This window comes from Marinobacter arenosus (assembly GCF_019264345.1).
GTDB classification, from domain to species: domain Bacteria; phylum Pseudomonadota; class Gammaproteobacteria; order Pseudomonadales; family Oleiphilaceae; genus Marinobacter; species Marinobacter arenosus.
This window is the reverse complement of the sequence record NZ_JAHVAO010000001.1, coordinates 2,324,623-2,339,971: the sequence shown is the minus strand read 5'-3', so window position 1 is coordinate 2,339,971 and position 15,349 is coordinate 2,324,623. Positions and strand designations below refer to the sequence as shown.

15 protein-coding genes are annotated in these 15,349 nt (G+C 62.0%); 6 read left to right on the top strand and 9 right to left on the bottom strand.

Annotated features, from left to right (window positions below; all coding sequences use genetic code 11):
• Positions 1-20 precede the first annotated feature (20 nt).
• From KXD86_RS10795 to KXD86_RS10785, 3 genes are all read right to left on the bottom strand, one after another.
• Positions 21-1,088, bottom strand: coding sequence for a transporter substrate-binding domain-containing protein (locus KXD86_RS10795; RefSeq protein WP_218636800.1), 1,068 nt, complete (start codon positions 1,086-1,088; stop codon positions 21-23).
• 59 nt (positions 1,089-1,147) lie between these two features.
• Entirely contained in the window at positions 1,148-2,527 is a 1,380-nt protein-coding gene (mltF, locus tag KXD86_RS10790; RefSeq protein ID WP_218636026.1) for a membrane-bound lytic murein transglycosylase MltF, read from the bottom strand.
• 70 nt (positions 2,528-2,597) lie between these two features.
• Complete coding sequence (locus KXD86_RS10785) at positions 2,598-3,671, bottom strand: SDR family oxidoreductase (RefSeq protein WP_218636025.1); 1,074 nt, start codon at positions 3,669-3,671, stop codon at positions 2,598-2,600.
• A 76-nt stretch (positions 3,672-3,747) separates the two neighbouring features.
• Between KXD86_RS10785 and KXD86_RS10780 the strand changes: the two genes are divergently transcribed.
• The 3 genes from KXD86_RS10780 (at position 3,748) to KXD86_RS10770 (ending at position 5,691) form a co-directional block, all read left to right on the top strand.
• A complete protein-coding gene (locus tag KXD86_RS10780) occupies positions 3,748-4,116 on the top strand; it encodes a MerR family transcriptional regulator (protein ID WP_218636024.1) in 369 nt (122 codons plus the stop codon).
• A gap of 53 nt (positions 4,117-4,169) precedes the next feature.
• Positions 4,170-4,619 carry a DUF302 domain-containing protein gene (locus KXD86_RS10775; RefSeq protein WP_376770975.1) on the top strand — a complete coding sequence of 150 codons (450 nt, stop codon included), beginning with the start codon at positions 4,170-4,172 and terminating at the stop codon, positions 4,617-4,619.
• A gap of 151 nt (positions 4,620-4,770) precedes the next feature.
• Positions 4,771-5,691, top strand: a complete 921-nt coding sequence (locus KXD86_RS10770; protein WP_218636022.1) for a lysophospholipid acyltransferase family protein — start codon at positions 4,771-4,773, stop codon at positions 5,689-5,691.
• On the opposite strand, the gene KXD86_RS10765 is transcribed toward KXD86_RS10770, so the two are convergent.
• The gene (locus tag KXD86_RS10765; RefSeq protein WP_218636021.1) at positions 5,685-6,554 is read right to left on the bottom strand and encodes a TlpA disulfide reductase family protein; all 870 of its coding nucleotides are present in this window, start codon (positions 6,552-6,554) and stop codon (positions 5,685-5,687) included. The genes KXD86_RS10770 and KXD86_RS10765 overlap by 7 nt on opposite strands.
• A 311-nt stretch (positions 6,555-6,865) precedes the next feature.
• Between KXD86_RS10765 and KXD86_RS10760 the strand changes: the two genes are divergently transcribed.
• Complete coding sequence (locus KXD86_RS10760; RefSeq protein ID WP_218636020.1) at positions 6,866-8,188, top strand: DEAD/DEAH box helicase; 1,323 nt, start codon at positions 6,866-6,868, stop codon at positions 8,186-8,188.
• Between the two features lie 145 nt (positions 8,189-8,333).
• On the opposite strand, the gene KXD86_RS10755 is transcribed toward KXD86_RS10760, so the two are convergent.
• Both KXD86_RS10755 and KXD86_RS10750 read right to left on the bottom strand, forming a co-directional pair.
• On the bottom strand, positions 8,334-9,080 hold the full coding sequence (locus tag KXD86_RS10755; RefSeq protein ID WP_218636019.1) for an OmpW/AlkL family protein: 747 nt from the start codon (positions 9,078-9,080) through the stop codon (positions 8,334-8,336).
• Positions 9,081-9,237: 157 nt separating this feature from the next.
• Positions 9,238-9,720 (bottom strand): winged helix-turn-helix transcriptional regulator, encoded by a 483-nt coding sequence (locus KXD86_RS10750; RefSeq protein ID WP_218636018.1) that lies wholly within the window; start codon positions 9,718-9,720, stop codon positions 9,238-9,240.
• 138 nt (positions 9,721-9,858) lie between these two features.
• On the opposite strand from KXD86_RS10750, the gene KXD86_RS10745 reads away from it, so the two are divergent.
• The gene (locus tag KXD86_RS10745) at positions 9,859-10,971 is read left to right on the top strand and encodes an NADH:flavin oxidoreductase (protein ID WP_218636017.1); all 1,113 of its coding nucleotides are present in this window, start codon (positions 9,859-9,861) and stop codon (positions 10,969-10,971) included.
• A gap of 138 nt (positions 10,972-11,109) precedes the next feature.
• Positions 11,110-11,418: an outer membrane protein assembly factor BamE domain-containing protein gene (gene bamE / locus KXD86_RS10740; RefSeq protein WP_218636016.1), complete on the top strand. Its 309-nt coding sequence runs from the start codon at positions 11,110-11,112 to the stop codon at positions 11,416-11,418.
• A 57-nt stretch (positions 11,419-11,475) separates the two neighbouring features.
• Here the strand turns inward: bamE and pntB are convergent, their stop codons facing one another.
• The 3 genes from pntB to KXD86_RS10725 all read right to left on the bottom strand — a co-directional run bounded on the left by pntB (position 11,476) and on the right by KXD86_RS10725 (position 15,201).
• Complete coding sequence (pntB, locus tag KXD86_RS10735; RefSeq protein WP_218636015.1) at positions 11,476-12,870, bottom strand: Re/Si-specific NAD(P)(+) transhydrogenase subunit beta; 1,395 nt, start codon at positions 12,868-12,870, stop codon at positions 11,476-11,478.
• 12 nt (positions 12,871-12,882) lie between these two features.
• Positions 12,883-14,460: a Re/Si-specific NAD(P)(+) transhydrogenase subunit alpha gene (locus tag KXD86_RS10730; protein ID WP_218636014.1), complete on the bottom strand. Its 1,578-nt coding sequence runs from the start codon at positions 14,458-14,460 to the stop codon at positions 12,883-12,885.
• Between the two features lie 108 nt (positions 14,461-14,568).
• On the bottom strand, positions 14,569-15,201 hold the full coding sequence (locus tag KXD86_RS10725; protein WP_218636013.1) for a TetR family transcriptional regulator: 633 nt from the start codon (positions 15,199-15,201) through the stop codon (positions 14,569-14,571).
• Between the last annotated feature and the right edge of the window lie 148 nt (positions 15,202-15,349).

Below are 15,349 nucleotides of genomic sequence, written 5' to 3'. Positions count from 1 at the left end.
TGGCGCGCCCGCGCTCACCGTTACTCGGAACCGAGGTAACTGGCCTGGACGTCGCGCCAGTCTGGGGACTCGGTCATGCGCAGAATCTGCTGGGAGACTCTGGCCCTCAGGGGGCGACCCTCGGGCAAGGCCAGGGCATACAGTTGCTCGGCGAAAATGCCCGGCAGAATCGACAGCTGCTGCTGACCGAGCTGCTGGTTCCGGTACTGCAGGAGCGCGCGATCGTAGACAATGGCATCGGTCTCCCCTTCTGCCACGGACACCATGGCCGAGGTCAGGTCCGGATAGGATTGGTAGCGGATTCGCTGTTCCTCCAGATAGCGCTGACTGGCGGTACCGTTGATGGTGGCAACAACCTTGCCTGGCAGGTCATCGGCCCCCTGGATGCCCGTGCGCAGGTTACTGACGGTCAGCGAGGAGGTGATGGCCGCCGTGAAGCTGGCCACCATGATCAAGCCGGCAAACATCCAGACCAGGGCAATCAGCCGACCGGCAAAGGACACCGGCGCCTTGTCACCGTAGCCTACGGTGGTCATGGTCACTGCCGCCCACCAGAAGCTCGAACCAATGCCCTGGGCGGCGGAGCCGCCAAACTGTTCCGGGTTACGCCGGCGTTCCACCAGCCAGAGTGCAAAACCGACGGCCAGCAGCAGCGCGCCAAGCGCCAGCACGACACTGACGAATTGCCAACTGATCAGCGCCTTCAGGCTGGCGAGCAGGCTTTGTTCCGGTTGCGGCGGAACCGCGATCGACAGCCCGGTCTGATAGAACGGGTGGCTGAAATCGAAGCGCGCCTCCCGGTCGGCGGTCATGGTCAGGGCCCCGACGGCGACATCGATCTCCCCGGTTTCGGTGGCGCTCAGCAGATCGCTGAACGCCATGGGTACCCATTCAAAGTCCCGATCCATGCCCGCCGCCACGGTCCGCCAAAGGTCGATGCTGATGCCTTCCCATCGCCCGTCCTCGGTCTGCATGACGAACGGTGGCACTTCGGTGATGCCGACTTTCAGCGGGGTTTCGGCGGCATGAAGCTGGCCGGCGGTGGCGAGGGCCAGCAGAAAAACACAGGACAGAATCCGTTTAAGCATAGTCACGCGCGGCCGTTTCCGACCGCGCTCCCTTGTCACATTTGGATGAACGCTTGGCGTTATTCATGAAACGCTTCCTGAATCACGTCCCGGTAGTTGCGGATGCGTTGCACGTAATGCACGGGCTCGTAGCCTCGGGCATAGCCGTACCGGGTGCTCGGATAGTAGCGTTTGTCCGCTTTCAGCGGCAGAACCTCCGACATATCCTGCCAGGAGTCAGGGTTCTTGTTCAGTGAGCGGGCCAGTTCTCGGGCGTCGAGCAGGTGGCCGCGACCGATATTGTAGCTGGCCAGGGCCAGGAACGTGCGGTCCGGCTCCGGGATCGTCTCCGGCAGTCGGCGATGCCGGTCCGCCAGGTAGCGGGCGCCGCCGTCAATGGCCGCATACGGGTCCAGGCGGTTATCCACGCCCAGGGATTCCGCGGTGCGTTGGGTGAGCATCATGATGCCGCGAACACCGGTGGGGGATTTCGCCTCGGGATCCCAATGGGACTCCTGATAAGACAGGGCTGCCAGCAAGTCCGCCGGCATGCCGGTCTTGGCTTCGGCCTCCCGGAACTCGTCGATGAAGTCGGGCAAACGATCCTCAATGCGACGGTTCAGGGCGCGGAGATCCACGAAATCGAAATCGCCGATGTAGGCGTAGTAGCGATTTTCCATGCGGCCGATGGCTTCGTCACCGGCGCTGCTGTTCATCCATTCCCGGGCATCCGACGCCAGGTCGTCCGAGCCCGATGGGAGGTACCAGCCGAGATTCTGTCCGGTGGTCAGGTTCATCGCCACTTCCAGATGCGGGAAATGGCGGCGCATCACTTGCACGATGTTGGAATCGGCCACGGTGCAGCCGATGTCCTGCTCGGCAACCGCCGACAGGATGACCTCGGTGGTCCGCTTGTCGTCTTCCTTGAACTCGAGGCCCGTGTGTTGTTCCTTCAGCGTGTTGAGGGTTTCCACATAACTGGAACCGGCGGTGACGACGATCTCGGTGCCGGGAAGATTCTCAGGCTGCCGGGGCAGGGGGCGGGCATCCCGGTGGCACACCAGTTGTTCCGTGATTTCGGTATGGGCCGGGCCTCGGGTGAAACGTTCGTCCCGGGATGGCAGATGGGTCAGGCCGGCGGCGGCGAGATGGGTTGTACCCGCATCCAGGGATTTCAGGACCTCGCCCGTCGAATCCAGCATGGTCCATTCCACCTCCCAGCCACGGGCCTGGGCGTAATCGCTGATCAGCGCGTATTCCGGCCCGACCGGATTTTCGTGCCGGTCCAGGTAATAAGTGGTCGATCCATTGCGGGTGGCGACCTTGAGCACGCCGGTTTCCGCGGGTGGTTTGAGATCTGCGGCTGTGGTTTCGCTGGCGGCGTTGCTGCCGCCGTCGCTACAGCCGGCCAGCAACAGCGGGAGAATGAGGGCACTGCATGAGAACTTCCATCGAATCATGATGACGACTCTCTTTTTGTGACTTCTACGTATAAATACGTACCTACCCCCACTGATACTACTGTCTCCGCTAATTGGATGCATAAGTCTCGATTTTTTCGTCAGAATTGTCCTGGTTGAGATAATAGTGGGCCGATGCGGCCAGGTAGCTTTGGAAGGCCGGAACCGGGATGCCGGCGTCCGACAGGAAGCGGCGGGTGACGGTGGTATCGAAGCGTTGTGGCTGAATAAAATCCAGGGACTCCGGGGCAACCTTCAACAAGCCGGCGACGCCCGGAACTCTGAGCAGTCCACGCAGGATCGCCACCGGCACGTGATAGCTCGGTGCGCCTTGTCCGGTGATGCTGGCGAGCGTGGCCAGCAATGCCCGTAGATTGGGCGTTGTGTCATCCAGTGCCAGCAGGGTCCGCGGTGGCTGTTTATGGCAACAGGCGGCCGCGATGAGAGCCGCCAGGGTGTCGACCGGAATCAGCGGTAACCAGTGGTGTGGACTGCCGGGAATCATGGCCATCCGACCCTGGAAGAGGTTGTCCATCAGTGCGTAAAGGGGCTGGGCCGGATCGATGTGACCGGTGGCCGAGTGTCCGGCGACCGTGGCCGGCTGGATTTCGACACTGTCCATCTGGTTCTGCCTGACAAACGCCCGAGTGGCCAGGCCGCTTTCCAGTTTGCTGGCTTCATAGCCACCCAGTCTGCGGTAGACCCGGTGCCAGCGGGTCCGATCGGGGTGGAGCAGGTCGATGCCGGACCTTTCCAGGTGAGCCGTGTTGGCGAGCATGAAGCCGGTGACAAACACCAGGCGGGCACCCAGTGCCCGGGCCAGCTCCGCCACCCGCAGGCTACCGGTCACGTTGGTGTGGCGGGCCTCGTGCGGCGGCAGGTGCCACGCGAAGCGCGCGACCAGATGCACCACGCAATCGACCCCGGCAGGCCATTCGGTCAGTCCCAGTTCCGGGGTTTCGAGGTCTCCTGCCAGGACCGAAATTCGCTCGGCTGCGCCGGCTCCCGCACGGACGAAGGTTCTCAGTGTCGCCAGCGAATCGGGGGATCGCATCAGTGCAATCACCTCATGCCCCTGTTGGGTCAGGGCCAGGCACACATGTCTGCCAATAAAACCGGAGGCTCCGGTGATCAGAATTTTCATAACACGCTCCTTGTTTGGGTGAACGGAACCAGCCTAAAGTATGGAGTAAACTCTAAGGTCAACAGGGGCGATGGACATGCGGATTGCCGAACTGGAGCAGCGCACCGGGGTCAGCCGTTACACGCTCCGGTACTACGAAAAGCAGGGACTGATCCGTGAGGTGGCCCGGGCGAACAACAATTACCGGGAGTACCCGGAACAGGCCGTTGACCGGGTTGCGATGGTGCGACAGCTCAAGGACCTGGGGTTTTCCCTGCGTGAGATCCGGGACCTGCTGGACGCGGTGCGGTCGGACCGGATCAACTGCCTGGAAGGCGCCGCGCTCATGGCGGAGAAGCGAGCCCGGGTCAATGCGCGGATAAGGGAGCTGGAAGCCGTCAGCCGGATGCTTCAACAGGAACAGGAGCGGCTGGAGCAGAGTGCCAGGGACCATGGCCTGCTGTAGTGGTCTACTATTGGTTGTGCCCACCACCGAATGAAAGGACGCTGGATATGAAGATGCTCAGGCTGTTCGCCGCTGCCCTGTTCACCCTGGCTACTGCCGGTCTGACCCATGCCGCCGATGGTCTGATTGCGGTCAAGAGCAGCTACAGTGTGCCGGCCACGGCGGACAAGCTGGTGGCGGCACTTGAAGAGAAAGGCATGAGGGTGATGAACCGGATTGACCACGCGGCTGGTGCGGAAGCCGCCGGCTCCTACCTGAGGCCGACCGAGCTGGTGATCTTCGGCAATCCGACAGTGGGTACGCCGCTGATGCGCTGCGCACAGAGCGTGGCCGCCGACCTGCCACAGAAGGCCCTGATCTGGGAAGACGAAGACGGCCAGGTCTGGCTTGGCTACAACGATCCGGCCTATCTCAAAGCCCGGCATGGCATCGAGGGCTGCGACGAGGTGCTGGCAAACATCACCGGGGCACTGGCCCGTTTCGCCGAGGCGGCAACGCGCTGACCCCTGAACCCCCCAACGTGCTGCGAAAAGTACTGTTACGGAAAACACGTACACATCGGTGGATGGCTGTGTCAGGCTGCACACCTGTTCATCCGGTTTGGTTTTTCCTGATTCTCGGCCGGTCATTATTTCTGTTGTAGGTGACTGTTGTATGGCCTCTCGCAGCAAGGCGGCCCGGCGCCCGCTCTGGCACCCGGCGTACTGGGGTTCCTGGTGTCTGGTTTTTGTCCTCTGGTTGTTGTCGTTTCTGCCCATGTCTGCCAAGCAACGCTTTGGCGGTGCACTGGGCCGCTTCCTTGCCCGCAAGCTCAAATCCCGGGCCAAAGTGGCCGACGCCAATCTCTCCGCCTGCATGCCGGAGCTCAACGACGCCGAGCGCAGCCAACTGGTTGAGGACACGTTTGTCGCCTCGGCCAGGGGCTTTCTGGAGAGCATCCACGCCTGGTGGCGGGATATGACACCTTATTGCGATCGAGCGTCGGTCCATGGCCTCGAACACCTCGAAGAGGCCAAACAACGGGGCAACGGGGTACTGCTGATCGGTGGCCACTACAGCATCTTTGATTTCGCGTTGCCGCTGATTGCCTGCCAGCTCGACAAGCCGGGCTACATGTACCGCCCCAACAACAACCCGGTCATCGACCGGATGATCGAACGTGGCCGCCGCCGGCATTTCAACATTCGACCCTTTACCAAGCGCGAGCTGCGGCCAATGCTGTCGTTCCTGAAAGAGGGCGGGCAGGTCTGGTTCGCCTGTGACCAGGACTTTGGCAAGAAATCGGAAGTGTTCGTGCCCTTTTTCGGCGTCAACGCCGGCTGCATCACCTCCCCCAGCTATATCGCCCGGCAGTCCGGGGCGTCGATCCTCTGCGTCAGTCACCTGCGCATGCCCGATGGCAGTTACCGGGTGGAGTTTTCGCCGATTCAGGAACAGTTTGGTGACGATACCCAGAAGGACGCGGAGATCTGGAACGGCTTCATCGAGGACACCGTTCGGGAACAGCCGGACCAGTACCTGTGGTTGCACAAGCGCTTCAAGAGCCGACCGGAAGGGGTTGCGAGCATCTATTGAACCTCGTCCGATGCGGTATTGCCGGCCCGCTGATCGACATCGGATTGACTTGACCGTTGCCCGAACTTGTCCAGACCTCGGGCGAGGGTGGCGTGGGAAAGTTGCCCCATGTGGGAATCCACCAGTTGGCCGCTGGCGTTGTAGAACAGGGTAGTGGGCAAACCGTGGCTGCCTGAGACGCGGGCCAGCTGGCCAGTTTTGTCCAGATAGACGTTGTTTACCTCCAGCTGCTGATCCGCCAGGAATGCCCGGATGGTGCCGGGGTGCTCGCGCTGGTTGGCAAACACGTAGACCACATCGGAATCGCGCGCCTGTGCCTGCTGAAGAACGGGCATTTCCCGGATGCAGGGCGGGCACCAGGTCGCCCACAGATTGACCACCATGGGTTTGCCCTGCGCCAGATCCGGGAGCGAGCTGGGCTGCCCATCCAGAGCCCTCAGCGCCACCTCCGGTATCCCCCGGGCCTGTTGCTCGATCAGGGCAATGGTGGCGGTGGTGCCGGCCCAGAACAGGACGCCCGTCGCTACGGCAACGGTCAGGGCGCGGCGAAGCGCCTGCCGGCGCCACAGCAGGAAGAGCGTCATCGCCAGGGCCCCGATCACCCCCCAGACCGCATCAAATCCGCCATCCCGGATATCGATGATCCCGAGCAGGTCATTCCGGTAGTGTTCGAAGTACTGCCCCACAAAACCAACACGGGCAGTGATCATGGCGGCAAGGAAGATGTCGGCGACCGGGCCCGCCACCGGCACGCGGTGCCGCCGTCCCATAAGACCGCCCACCAGCAGGGCCAGGAGCAGGGCGACAAGCACTGAAAGATGGCCGATGGACAGGCTCATGGGGCCCACGCTGATGCTGGTCATGAAAACTCCGGTCGGGAATGAGAGGTGTCTGTGACGGTCCGCGGGCCCTTGAGTTCCCGGACGACCGTTAACAAATACCTATGGCTAAGTCGCCGGGCCTCTGTTACTGTGCCCGCATCCTGCCTCTAGGGATTCCGCTTTTCCGGCTTATCGCCGTGTTGCGAACCATCCATACGACCTGTCAGAGGACGTCACCCCGTTAACGGCGCGTGACTGTAGTCGTCTTTTATTCCATGAATCTTCATGGCATCTGCCCGCATTCGCCGAGAACCGGTGTTCGTGGAGGCAGAACAATCAAGAGTTGATCCACTATGAATTTTTCTTCACTCGGTTTGTCCGAGCAGCTGGTCCGTGCCACCTCCGATCAGGGTTACGAAACCCCGTCTCCGATTCAGGCCCAGGCCATCCCCGCGGTCCTGTCCGGCAAGGACGTGATGGCGGCGGCCCAGACCGGCACCGGCAAAACCGCCGGCTTTACCCTGCCGCTGTTGCAGCGTCTTGGTGAAAAACCGCGCACTGGCAAGGGCCCCCGCGCCCTGATCCTGGCGCCGACCCGCGAGCTGGCGGCACAGGTGCATGACAGCGTGAACCTGTACAGCAAATATATTCCAACCAAGGCGGCCGTGGTCTTCGGCGGGGTGAAAATCAATCCCCAGATGATGAAGCTGCGTAAGGGCCTGGATGTGCTGGTGGCGACACCGGGACGACTCATGGACCTGTACCAGCAGAACGCGGTGCGTTTTGACGAGGTCGAGATCCTGGTCCTGGACGAAGCCGACCGGATGCTGGACATGGGTTTCATCCGTGACATCCGCAAAATCCTGGCATTGTTGCCGGCCAAGCGCCAGAACCTGCTGTTCTCAGCGACTTTCTCCAACGAGATTCGTACTCTGGCCGAGGGGCTGCTGGACAACCCGGTTCAGGTGGAAGTGGCGGCCCGCAACACCACCGCCGAGAAGGTGAAACAGTCGGTTTATCCGGTGGATCAGAGCCAGAAAACCGCGCTGCTGAGCAAGCTCGTACGTGACAACGACTGGGAGCAGGTGCTGGTCTTTACCCGCACCAAGCACGGTGCCAACCGCCTGACCCAGAAACTGGAGCGGGACGGCATCACCGCCGCCGCGATCCATGGCAACAAATCCCAGGGCGCCCGTACCCGCGCGCTCAGTGAGTTCAAGCAGGGTGACATCCGGGTGCTGGTGGCAACCGACATCGCCGCCCGTGGTCTGGACATCAAGCAGCTGCCGCAGGTGGTGAATTTTGAATTGCCGAACGTGCCGGAAGACTATGTCCACCGGATCGGCCGCACCGGGCGTGCCGGAGAAAGTGGCCATGCCCTGTCTCTGGTCAGCGCCGACGAGGGCAAGTTGCTGGCAGGCATCGAGAAACTGATCAAGAAGCAGTTGCCACGCAAGTCGGTGGAAGGCTTTGAGCCGACCAACAACCTGCCGTTGAAGCCAAAAGCCAAGGCCGATCCGAGCAAAGCCCGAGGCCGTAACGGCAACGGTGGTGGTCAGGGCCGGCCCGGTGGCAAACCCAGGAGCGCCGGCGCCAAGCCGGGTGGACGCAGTGGTGGCCGCAGCCAGAATGGCGGTGGTCAGCGGGCTCGTTCGGGCCAGCGTCAGAGTGCCTGAGGCCGGTTGAGGTCCTTCAGAAAGGCGGAGCGATTGCTCCGCCTTTTTCGTTTCTGTGACAAAAAAGCGGGGCCCGAGGGCCCCGCACAGGAAGCGCACCTTTCGACAACCCACAGACCCATTAGGTTGCCGGACGGCACGGGGATCAGAACGTGTAGGAGACGCCGACCATGTAAACCCAGGGGTCGATGTCCACATCGAGCTTCCCGGTGGTGATCTTGCTGCCATCAGCGGCGTAGACACCGATCTCGGCGTCGGTGTCGATGTCGAGCCACCACACCGCGGCGTTCAGGCCGACGTTATCCGTCAGCCGGTAATCCAGACCCACCTCGGCTGCCAGGCCAAAGCTGTCGTCCAGCGTCAGGTCGGTGCGATCCACCGTCCCTGCCGGTGTTCCCAGGTTGGCCTGGGCGACGGCATCCACGGTGTCGGTCAGGGTTTGCGTGGTTTTCTCTTCGAAGAAGTTCGTGTAGTTCACGCCGGCCCCGAGGTACGGCTGGAACTTGCTGGCGCTTGGCATCGGGAAATACTGGAGGGTCAGGGTCGGTGGCAGGTGCTTAGTTTCACCCAGCTTGCCTGCGCCGCCCAGAATGCCGTCGCCCTTGATGTCGTGATTGAACGGGGTGGCGGCGAGCAGGCCGACACCGACGTGGTCAGAGAGCATGTAGGTGAAGGTCAGCCCAAGCTGGGTATCGGAGTCGACCTTGACCTTGGCGCCGGGAATGACGGCTAGCCCGGGCAGGTCGGTTCTCAGACTGTTGCTGGAGGAATCCGGATCCACCGTGGCGGCACCGGCACGGAAAATGAAATCACCGGCCTCATAAGCGTTGACGGCGGGGGCGGCGGCCAGCATCGCAGTGGCCAGAACACTGAGTGTGAATGTACGGGACATCTCGATCTCCTTAACCTGAAAGTGTGATGGGGTCAGGTTAATGACCGAGCGAAATGGAAAGTTGACTTGGCGCAAGAATCGCCGGCGAACGCCCCCGCTTCAGCCAGCGCTTTGATGTAACTCAAAAAGTGGGCAGGTGTGGGGCTTGTGCCAATAGTCAGGCGGAGCTTTTTTTGCTTTCGGTCCGGCCGGCGGGCAGGGACGCCTCGGGTACGAACACGTCCCGGACCGTCAGTGGCTGGCCGTCAGCGTCCTGGACTTCCACCGGGTGGATGGGGCGGCCCGTGGCCCGGTCCCGGAGATCCAGCGGCGGCTCATCAGGCGCCGGGTTCCACTTGTCGCCCCACTGACGCAGGGCAATCACCACCGGGAACAGGTCCCGGCCCTTCTCGGTCAGCCGGTATTCAAAGCGGGAGCCGTGCTCGCCAACATCAACCTTGCTCAGGACCCGATTGTCCACCAGCCGGGCCAGGCGGTCACACAGGATGTTCTTGGCAATGCCCAGTTCCTGCTGGAAGTCGACAAAGCGCCGGGTACCGTACATGGCGTGCAGCACAATCAGCAGCGACCACCAGTCCCCCACTTCATTGAGGGCACGGGCGACGGAGCAGTTGGAATCATCAAAACGTTTTCTGGCCATGTCAGGGAGTGTACCGAATAGGGTTGCATTTTAAAACCAGATTGAATAGGGTTGCTTTACGAAACCAAATTGATGAGGTCGCTACGTTTTTCCTTACCTCATTGCCAGTCAGCTTCTTTAAGCGAGGAGTGCTCTTCCATGACCATGAATCTTGGCCCCCTTTTCGAACCGTTTGAGCTTCACAACCTGAAGCTGCGCAACCGCGTGGCCATGGCGCCCATGACCCGTAACTTCTCGCCGGGCAATGTCCCCAACGAGGACGTGGTCAGCTATTACCGTCGCCGCGCGGAAAATGGCGTTGGCCTGCTGATTACCGAAGGCACCACCGTGAACCACGCGGGCGCCAATGGCTACCCGAATGTCCCGGCGTTTCATGGCGACAATGCCCTGGGCGGCTGGAAGCAGGTTGTGGATGCCGTGCATGAAGCGGGCGGTGCCATTTTCCCGCAGCTCTGGCACGTGGGTGCTGTGCGCAAGGAAGGAACCGAGCCGGATCCCTCGGTCCCGGGTTACAGCCCATCTGGCCTGTTTGCCCCTGGCAAGCCCAACGGCAAGGCCATGACCAAGGATGACATCGACGATGTGATCAAGGCGTTTGCGGATGCCGCCCAGGATGCCAAGGGGCTCGGTTTTGACGGCGTCGAGATTCACGGTGCCCACGGTTACCTGCTGGACCAGTTCCTGTGGGAAGGCACCAACCAGCGGGACGACGAATACGGCGGCAGCATGGAAAACCGGCTGCGGTTCGTGGTCGAGATCGTCGAGGCCGTCCGTCATCGCGTCGGCCCGGACTACCCGATCATGCTGCGTTTCTCCCAGTGGAAGCAGCAGGATTACGAGGCGAAACTGGTCAATACTCCGGAAGAACTGGACGCCTTCCTGGCGCCGCTGGTCGAGGCCGGCGTGGACATCTTCCACGCGTCCACCCGTCGTTTCTGGGAGCCGGAATTCGAGGGTTCAAACCTGAACCTGGCTGGCTGGACCCAGAAACTCACCGGTAAACCGACCATGTCGGTTGGCAGTGTCGGCCTGACCGAGGACTTCATCAGCGGCACCTTTGCCAGCAAGAAGGAAGCGGTGGAACAGGCCGGCATCGACGAGCTGGTGGAACGCATGAACAACCACGAGTTTGACCTGATTGCCGTGGGGCGCGCCCTGTTGCAGGACCCGGAATGGCTGGTGAAAGTGAAGGAAGGGCGGATTGGTGAGGTCGAGCCGTTCGCCAAGAAGTCACTGGCCAAACTCTATTAAGTTTGTGTACCCCCTTCGGCCCCGGTTAACCGGGGCTTTTTTGTGCCTGTCGAATCCGGTACCTGTCTGATCCGTAATCGCATCCGCCGGCCTATCCACTATCATGGGGCCTATTGTTCATTGGAAGGGAGTGAAAGGATGTTGAACTCAGCCTTACTGAAGATGACGGCCCTGGTTGCGGTGCTGACTCTGGCCGGGTGTGCCACGGTCGGCCAGGATTTCGCGACCCACAACGTCGACGAAATCACCATCGGCGAGACCACCCGCTCCGACATCGAGGCACTGTTCGGCGAGCCCTGGCGCACCGGTGTTGAGGACGGCAAGCGTACCTGGACCTACGGCAAGTACCGCTGGTCGGCGTTCGGTGATGCCGAGACCACCGATCTGGTCGTGCGGTTCAACGAGGACGGCACGGTTTCGTCCTACGTCTATAACACCACTGAATAAGCCGCGGTCCGGCCTGGTCTCCGGCGTCGCCGGGCACCAGGCCGCAATCCCGCTCCGCTAGCCCCGCAGGCCACTCACCAGCTTGTCGATACTGTCCTTGGCGTCGCCAAACAGCATCCGCGCGTTGTCCTTGAAGAACAAGGGGTTTTCCACGCCGGAATAGCCGGTCGCCATGCCCCGTTTCAGGATCACCACCTGGTGGGATTTCCAGACCTCCAGCACCGGCATACCGGCAATCGGGCTGCCCGGATCCTCGGCGGCGGCCGGATTCACGGTATCATTGGCGCCGATGACCAGCACCACGTCGGTGTTCGGGAAATCGTCGTTGATTTCGTCCATCTCCAGAACGATGTCATAAGGCACATGGGCCTCGGCCAGCAGGACATTCATGTGGCCGGGCAGGCGACCCGCCACCGGGTGAATGCCAAAGCGGACGTTGACGCCCCGTTCCCGGAGTAGCTTGGTCATGTCACTGACGCCGCTCTGGGCCTGGGCCACCGCCATGCCGTAGCCTGGAACGATGATCACGGACTCGGCATTGCGCAGCTCCTCGCAGACCTCGTCAACGGTGGTTTCGTGCACCGACTGGTCGGAATCGGCCGCGGCCGAACTGCTGCTGGTCTGGCCAAAGCCGCCGAGGATGACGCTGATGAACGACCGGTTCATCGCCTTGCACATGATGTAACTCAGGATGGCACCGCTGCTGCCGACCAGGGCACCGGTCACGATCAGCAGGTCATTACCCAGCATGAAGCCGATGGACGCCGCCGCCCAGCCCGAGTAGCTGTTGAGCATGGACACCACCACCGGCATGTCGGCCCCGCCAATGGCCATGATCAGGTGGATACCCAGGACCGAGGCGATCAGGGTCATCAGTACCAGCGCCACCAGGCCCAGGGCCAGGCTGTCGGTCCCCAGGAACCAGGCTCCCAGCAGCACGGAGACGATCACCGCCGCCAGGTTCATCAGGTGACGTCCGGGCAGGGTCAGGGCCTTGCTGGCGATGCGGCCGTCGAGCTTGCCGCAGGCCACCAGTGACCCGGTGAAGGTAACGGCACCAATGAAGATCCCGACAAACACCTCCACCAGTTTGATGGTGTGCTCGGTCCCCACGGTGACCTTGAGCGGTTCGATGTAGCCGGCAAAGCCCACAAACACCGCCGCCAGCCCCACGAAACTGTGGAGCAGGGCCACCAGCTGCGGCATCTGGGTCATTTCCACCTTGTTGGCGATGGCGATGCCGATGCTGGCGCCGACGAGCACCGCAATCACGATGGCGATCAGACCGCCACCGCTGACGTTGGCCACCGTGGCAATCAGGGCAATGATGATTCCGGCGACGCCATAGAGATTGCCGCGCCGGGCCGATTCCTGGTGGCTCAGACCACCGAGACTGAGGATGAACAACACGCTGGCCACCACATAGGCCACACTGACGAGTCCTGTACTCATGGTGGTCGACTCCTACTTACGGAACATTTTGAGCATGCGGTGGGTGACCCGGAAGCCGCCCCCCACGTTGATGCTGGCAATCAGCACCGCGACAAACGCCATGATCCCGACCGCGATGTTACTGGCCTGGGCCAGGTGCAGCATGGCCCCGATCACGATGATGCCGCTGATGGCGTTGGTGACGCTCATCAGGGGGGTATGCAGCGACGGGGTGACATTCCAGATGACCTGCCAGCCGATGAAACAGGCCAGCACAAACACCGTGAAATGACGGAGGAAACTCTCCGGGGCATGGGCGCCAACCCCGTACAGGGCGGCCACCGTGACCAGCAGCAAGACGCCCTTGCCAATCAGGCTCCGGCGGGCCGATTCCTTGCGGGCGGCTTCCTTCTGGGCCGCCGAAGGTTCCTCGGTGCCGGGCGCGGGCTTCGGACTGACCGGCGCCTCGGGTTGGGGTGGCGGCCAGGTTACATCCTGGCCGTGCACCACGGTCAGGCCACGGATAACGTCGTCCTCCATGTTGACCTGGGGCTCGCCATTCTTCTCCGGGGTCAGCTCGGTCAGCAGGTGAAACAGGTTGGTGGCGTAGAGATCGCTGGCCACCTTGGCCATCCGGCTCGGCAGGTCGGTGTAGCCAATCAGGGTAACGCCGTGTTTCTCGACAATGGTACCGGGCTCGGTCAGCTCGCAGTTGCCGCCCCGCTCGGAAGCCAGGTCGACAATGACGCTGCCGGGCTTCATGGACTTGACCATGTCGGCGGTGATCAGTCTGGGTGCCGGCTTGCCGGGAATCAGTGCGGTGGTGATGATGATATCCACCTCTTTCGCCTGCTCCGCGAACAACGCCATCTCGGCCTTGATGAACTCATCGCTCATCTGCTTGGCGTAGCCGCCGGAGCCGCTGCCTTCTTCCTCGCCAAAATCAAGCTCCAGGAATTCCGCACCCATGCTTTCGATCTGTTCCTTCACCTCCAGCCGGGTATCGAAGGCGCGTACCACCGCCCCCAGGCTGTTGGCGGCGCCCACGGCCGCCAGGCCGGCGACACCGGCGCCGATCACCATCACCTTGGCCGGCGGCACCTTGCCCGCCGCAGTGACCTGGCCGGTGAAGAATCGCCCGAAATGATTGGCCGCCTCAATGACCGCCCGGTAGCCGGCGATGTTGGCCATGGCGCTCAGGGCATCCATCTTCTGGGCCCGGCTGATTCGCGGCAGGCTGTCGATGGCGAACGAAGTGATCTTTTTGGCCGCGAGCTTCTCCAGCAGCTCCGGATTCTGGGCTGGCCAGATGTAACTGACGAGGAAGGCCCCCTCCTTCATCAGGTCGATCTCGTGGGCTCCCAGGGAAGGGTTTTCCATCGGCGCCCGGACCTTCAGGATGAAATCCGAGTCGCGCCATAACGACCGGGTATCAACGGCGATGCTGGCGCCGACCGCTTCGTAGGCCTCGTCACGGTAATGCGCGGCCTCGCCGGCACCGGCTTCGACAACAACCTCGTACCCCAGGTCGATCAGCTTGTGCGCCGACGGTGGCGTGACCGCTACCCGCCGCTCGTCGGTGAAAATCTCTTTCGGGATGCCCAGTTTCATAATGCGTGCGCCCTCCGGCTGAACGGATGAACCAAGTATCTGATATACAGACTAGTTCAACCTGAGGAACCTGCCCGTTTACATCAAAATGGGGCGATTACCGAAGGGTCATTCGGTACTGGCAACCAGTTGCGCCAGCCGCTCGGGCGACAGGGAGTCCACCATCGCGCCGCGAAACTGCCGGTTGATGAATCGCTCGGTTTCCCGCTGAATGCGTTCCCGCTGTGCCGGCTGATCGATGTAATCCATGGCCCGGAACAGGATGTAGCGGATGGTCATGTGGGAGATTTCATGAATGGTGTCCGGGGCAACCGCCTTGACCAGGTCCCGGTCAATCAGGTCCTCGGCCATCTCACGCGCGCTGGCGTCCAACTGGGCTTCCAGGGCCCGTCGCAGGACGGGGGAAGGACCATGCAACTCCCGCACGGCCACGGTGGTCGCGGCCGGGTTGGCCAGGAAATAGTGGTACACGAAACTGACGGTGTCGTGGGCGGCCTGCTCGGAGGTATCCGCCGTGCGCCGCAACTCCCGCACCCCGGCCTTCATGTCCTCGGCGATGTAGCCGAGCACGTTCAGTCCGAACTCGTCCAGGTTCCGGAAATGCCGGTAGAAGGTGTTCGGGTTCAGTCCCGCTTCCCGCGCAAGCTCCCGCAGGCCCAATGATGTCAGGCTCCGGCTCTGGGTGATCAGTCTCAGCGCGGCCTGCACAAGCTTCAGTTTGCCGCCCGTTAACACACTCATGATGTAACGCCTCAGTCAGATGGGGGAATTGGGGGAAGCTTTCCGAAACTGTGCGCAGCCATGGATGGCGGAGCTCAAGCGCCACATGGACGTGCTCGAGCGGGTTTCGGAAAGCTTCCCCCGATTGCCCCTTCTCAATGTTGGAGGG

Excerpts from the sequence above, each read along its gene's own strand:
- KXD86_RS10795 (WP_218636800.1), bottom strand. The coding sequence starts at position 1,088 with ATGCTTAAACGGATTCTGTCCTGTGTTTTTCTGCTGGCCCTCGCCACC.
- mltF (WP_218636026.1), bottom strand. The coding sequence starts at position 2,527 with ATGATTCGATGGAAGTTCTCATGCAGTGCCCTCATTCTCCCGCTGTTG.
- KXD86_RS10785 (WP_218636025.1), bottom strand. The coding sequence starts at position 3,671 with ATGAAAATTCTGATCACCGGAGCCTCCGGTTTTATTGGCAGACATGTG.
- KXD86_RS10780 (WP_218636024.1), top strand. The coding sequence starts at position 3,748 with ATGCGGATTGCCGAACTGGAGCAGCGCACCGGGGTCAGCCGTTACACG.
- KXD86_RS10775 (WP_376770975.1), top strand. The coding sequence starts at position 4,170 with ATGCTCAGGCTGTTCGCCGCTGCCCTGTTCACCCTGGCTACTGCCGGT.
- KXD86_RS10770 (WP_218636022.1), top strand. The coding sequence starts at position 4,771 with ATGGCCTCTCGCAGCAAGGCGGCCCGGCGCCCGCTCTGGCACCCGGCG.
- KXD86_RS10765 (WP_218636021.1), bottom strand. The coding sequence starts at position 6,554 with ATGACCAGCATCAGCGTGGGCCCCATGAGCCTGTCCATCGGCCATCTT.
- KXD86_RS10760 (WP_218636020.1), top strand. The coding sequence starts at position 6,866 with ATGAATTTTTCTTCACTCGGTTTGTCCGAGCAGCTGGTCCGTGCCACC.
- KXD86_RS10755 (WP_218636019.1), bottom strand. The coding sequence starts at position 9,080 with ATGTCCCGTACATTCACACTCAGTGTTCTGGCCACTGCGATGCTGGCC.
- KXD86_RS10750 (WP_218636018.1), bottom strand. The coding sequence starts at position 9,720 with ATGGCCAGAAAACGTTTTGATGATTCCAACTGCTCCGTCGCCCGTGCC.
- KXD86_RS10745 (WP_218636017.1), top strand. The coding sequence starts at position 9,859 with ATGACCATGAATCTTGGCCCCCTTTTCGAACCGTTTGAGCTTCACAAC.
- bamE (WP_218636016.1), top strand. The coding sequence starts at position 11,110 with ATGTTGAACTCAGCCTTACTGAAGATGACGGCCCTGGTTGCGGTGCTG.
- pntB (WP_218636015.1), bottom strand. The coding sequence starts at position 12,870 with ATGAGTACAGGACTCGTCAGTGTGGCCTATGTGGTGGCCAGCGTGTTG.
- KXD86_RS10730 (WP_218636014.1), bottom strand. The coding sequence starts at position 14,460 with ATGAAACTGGGCATCCCGAAAGAGATTTTCACCGACGAGCGGCGGGTA.
- KXD86_RS10725 (WP_218636013.1), bottom strand. The coding sequence starts at position 15,201 with ATGAGTGTGTTAACGGGCGGCAAACTGAAGCTTGTGCAGGCCGCGCTG.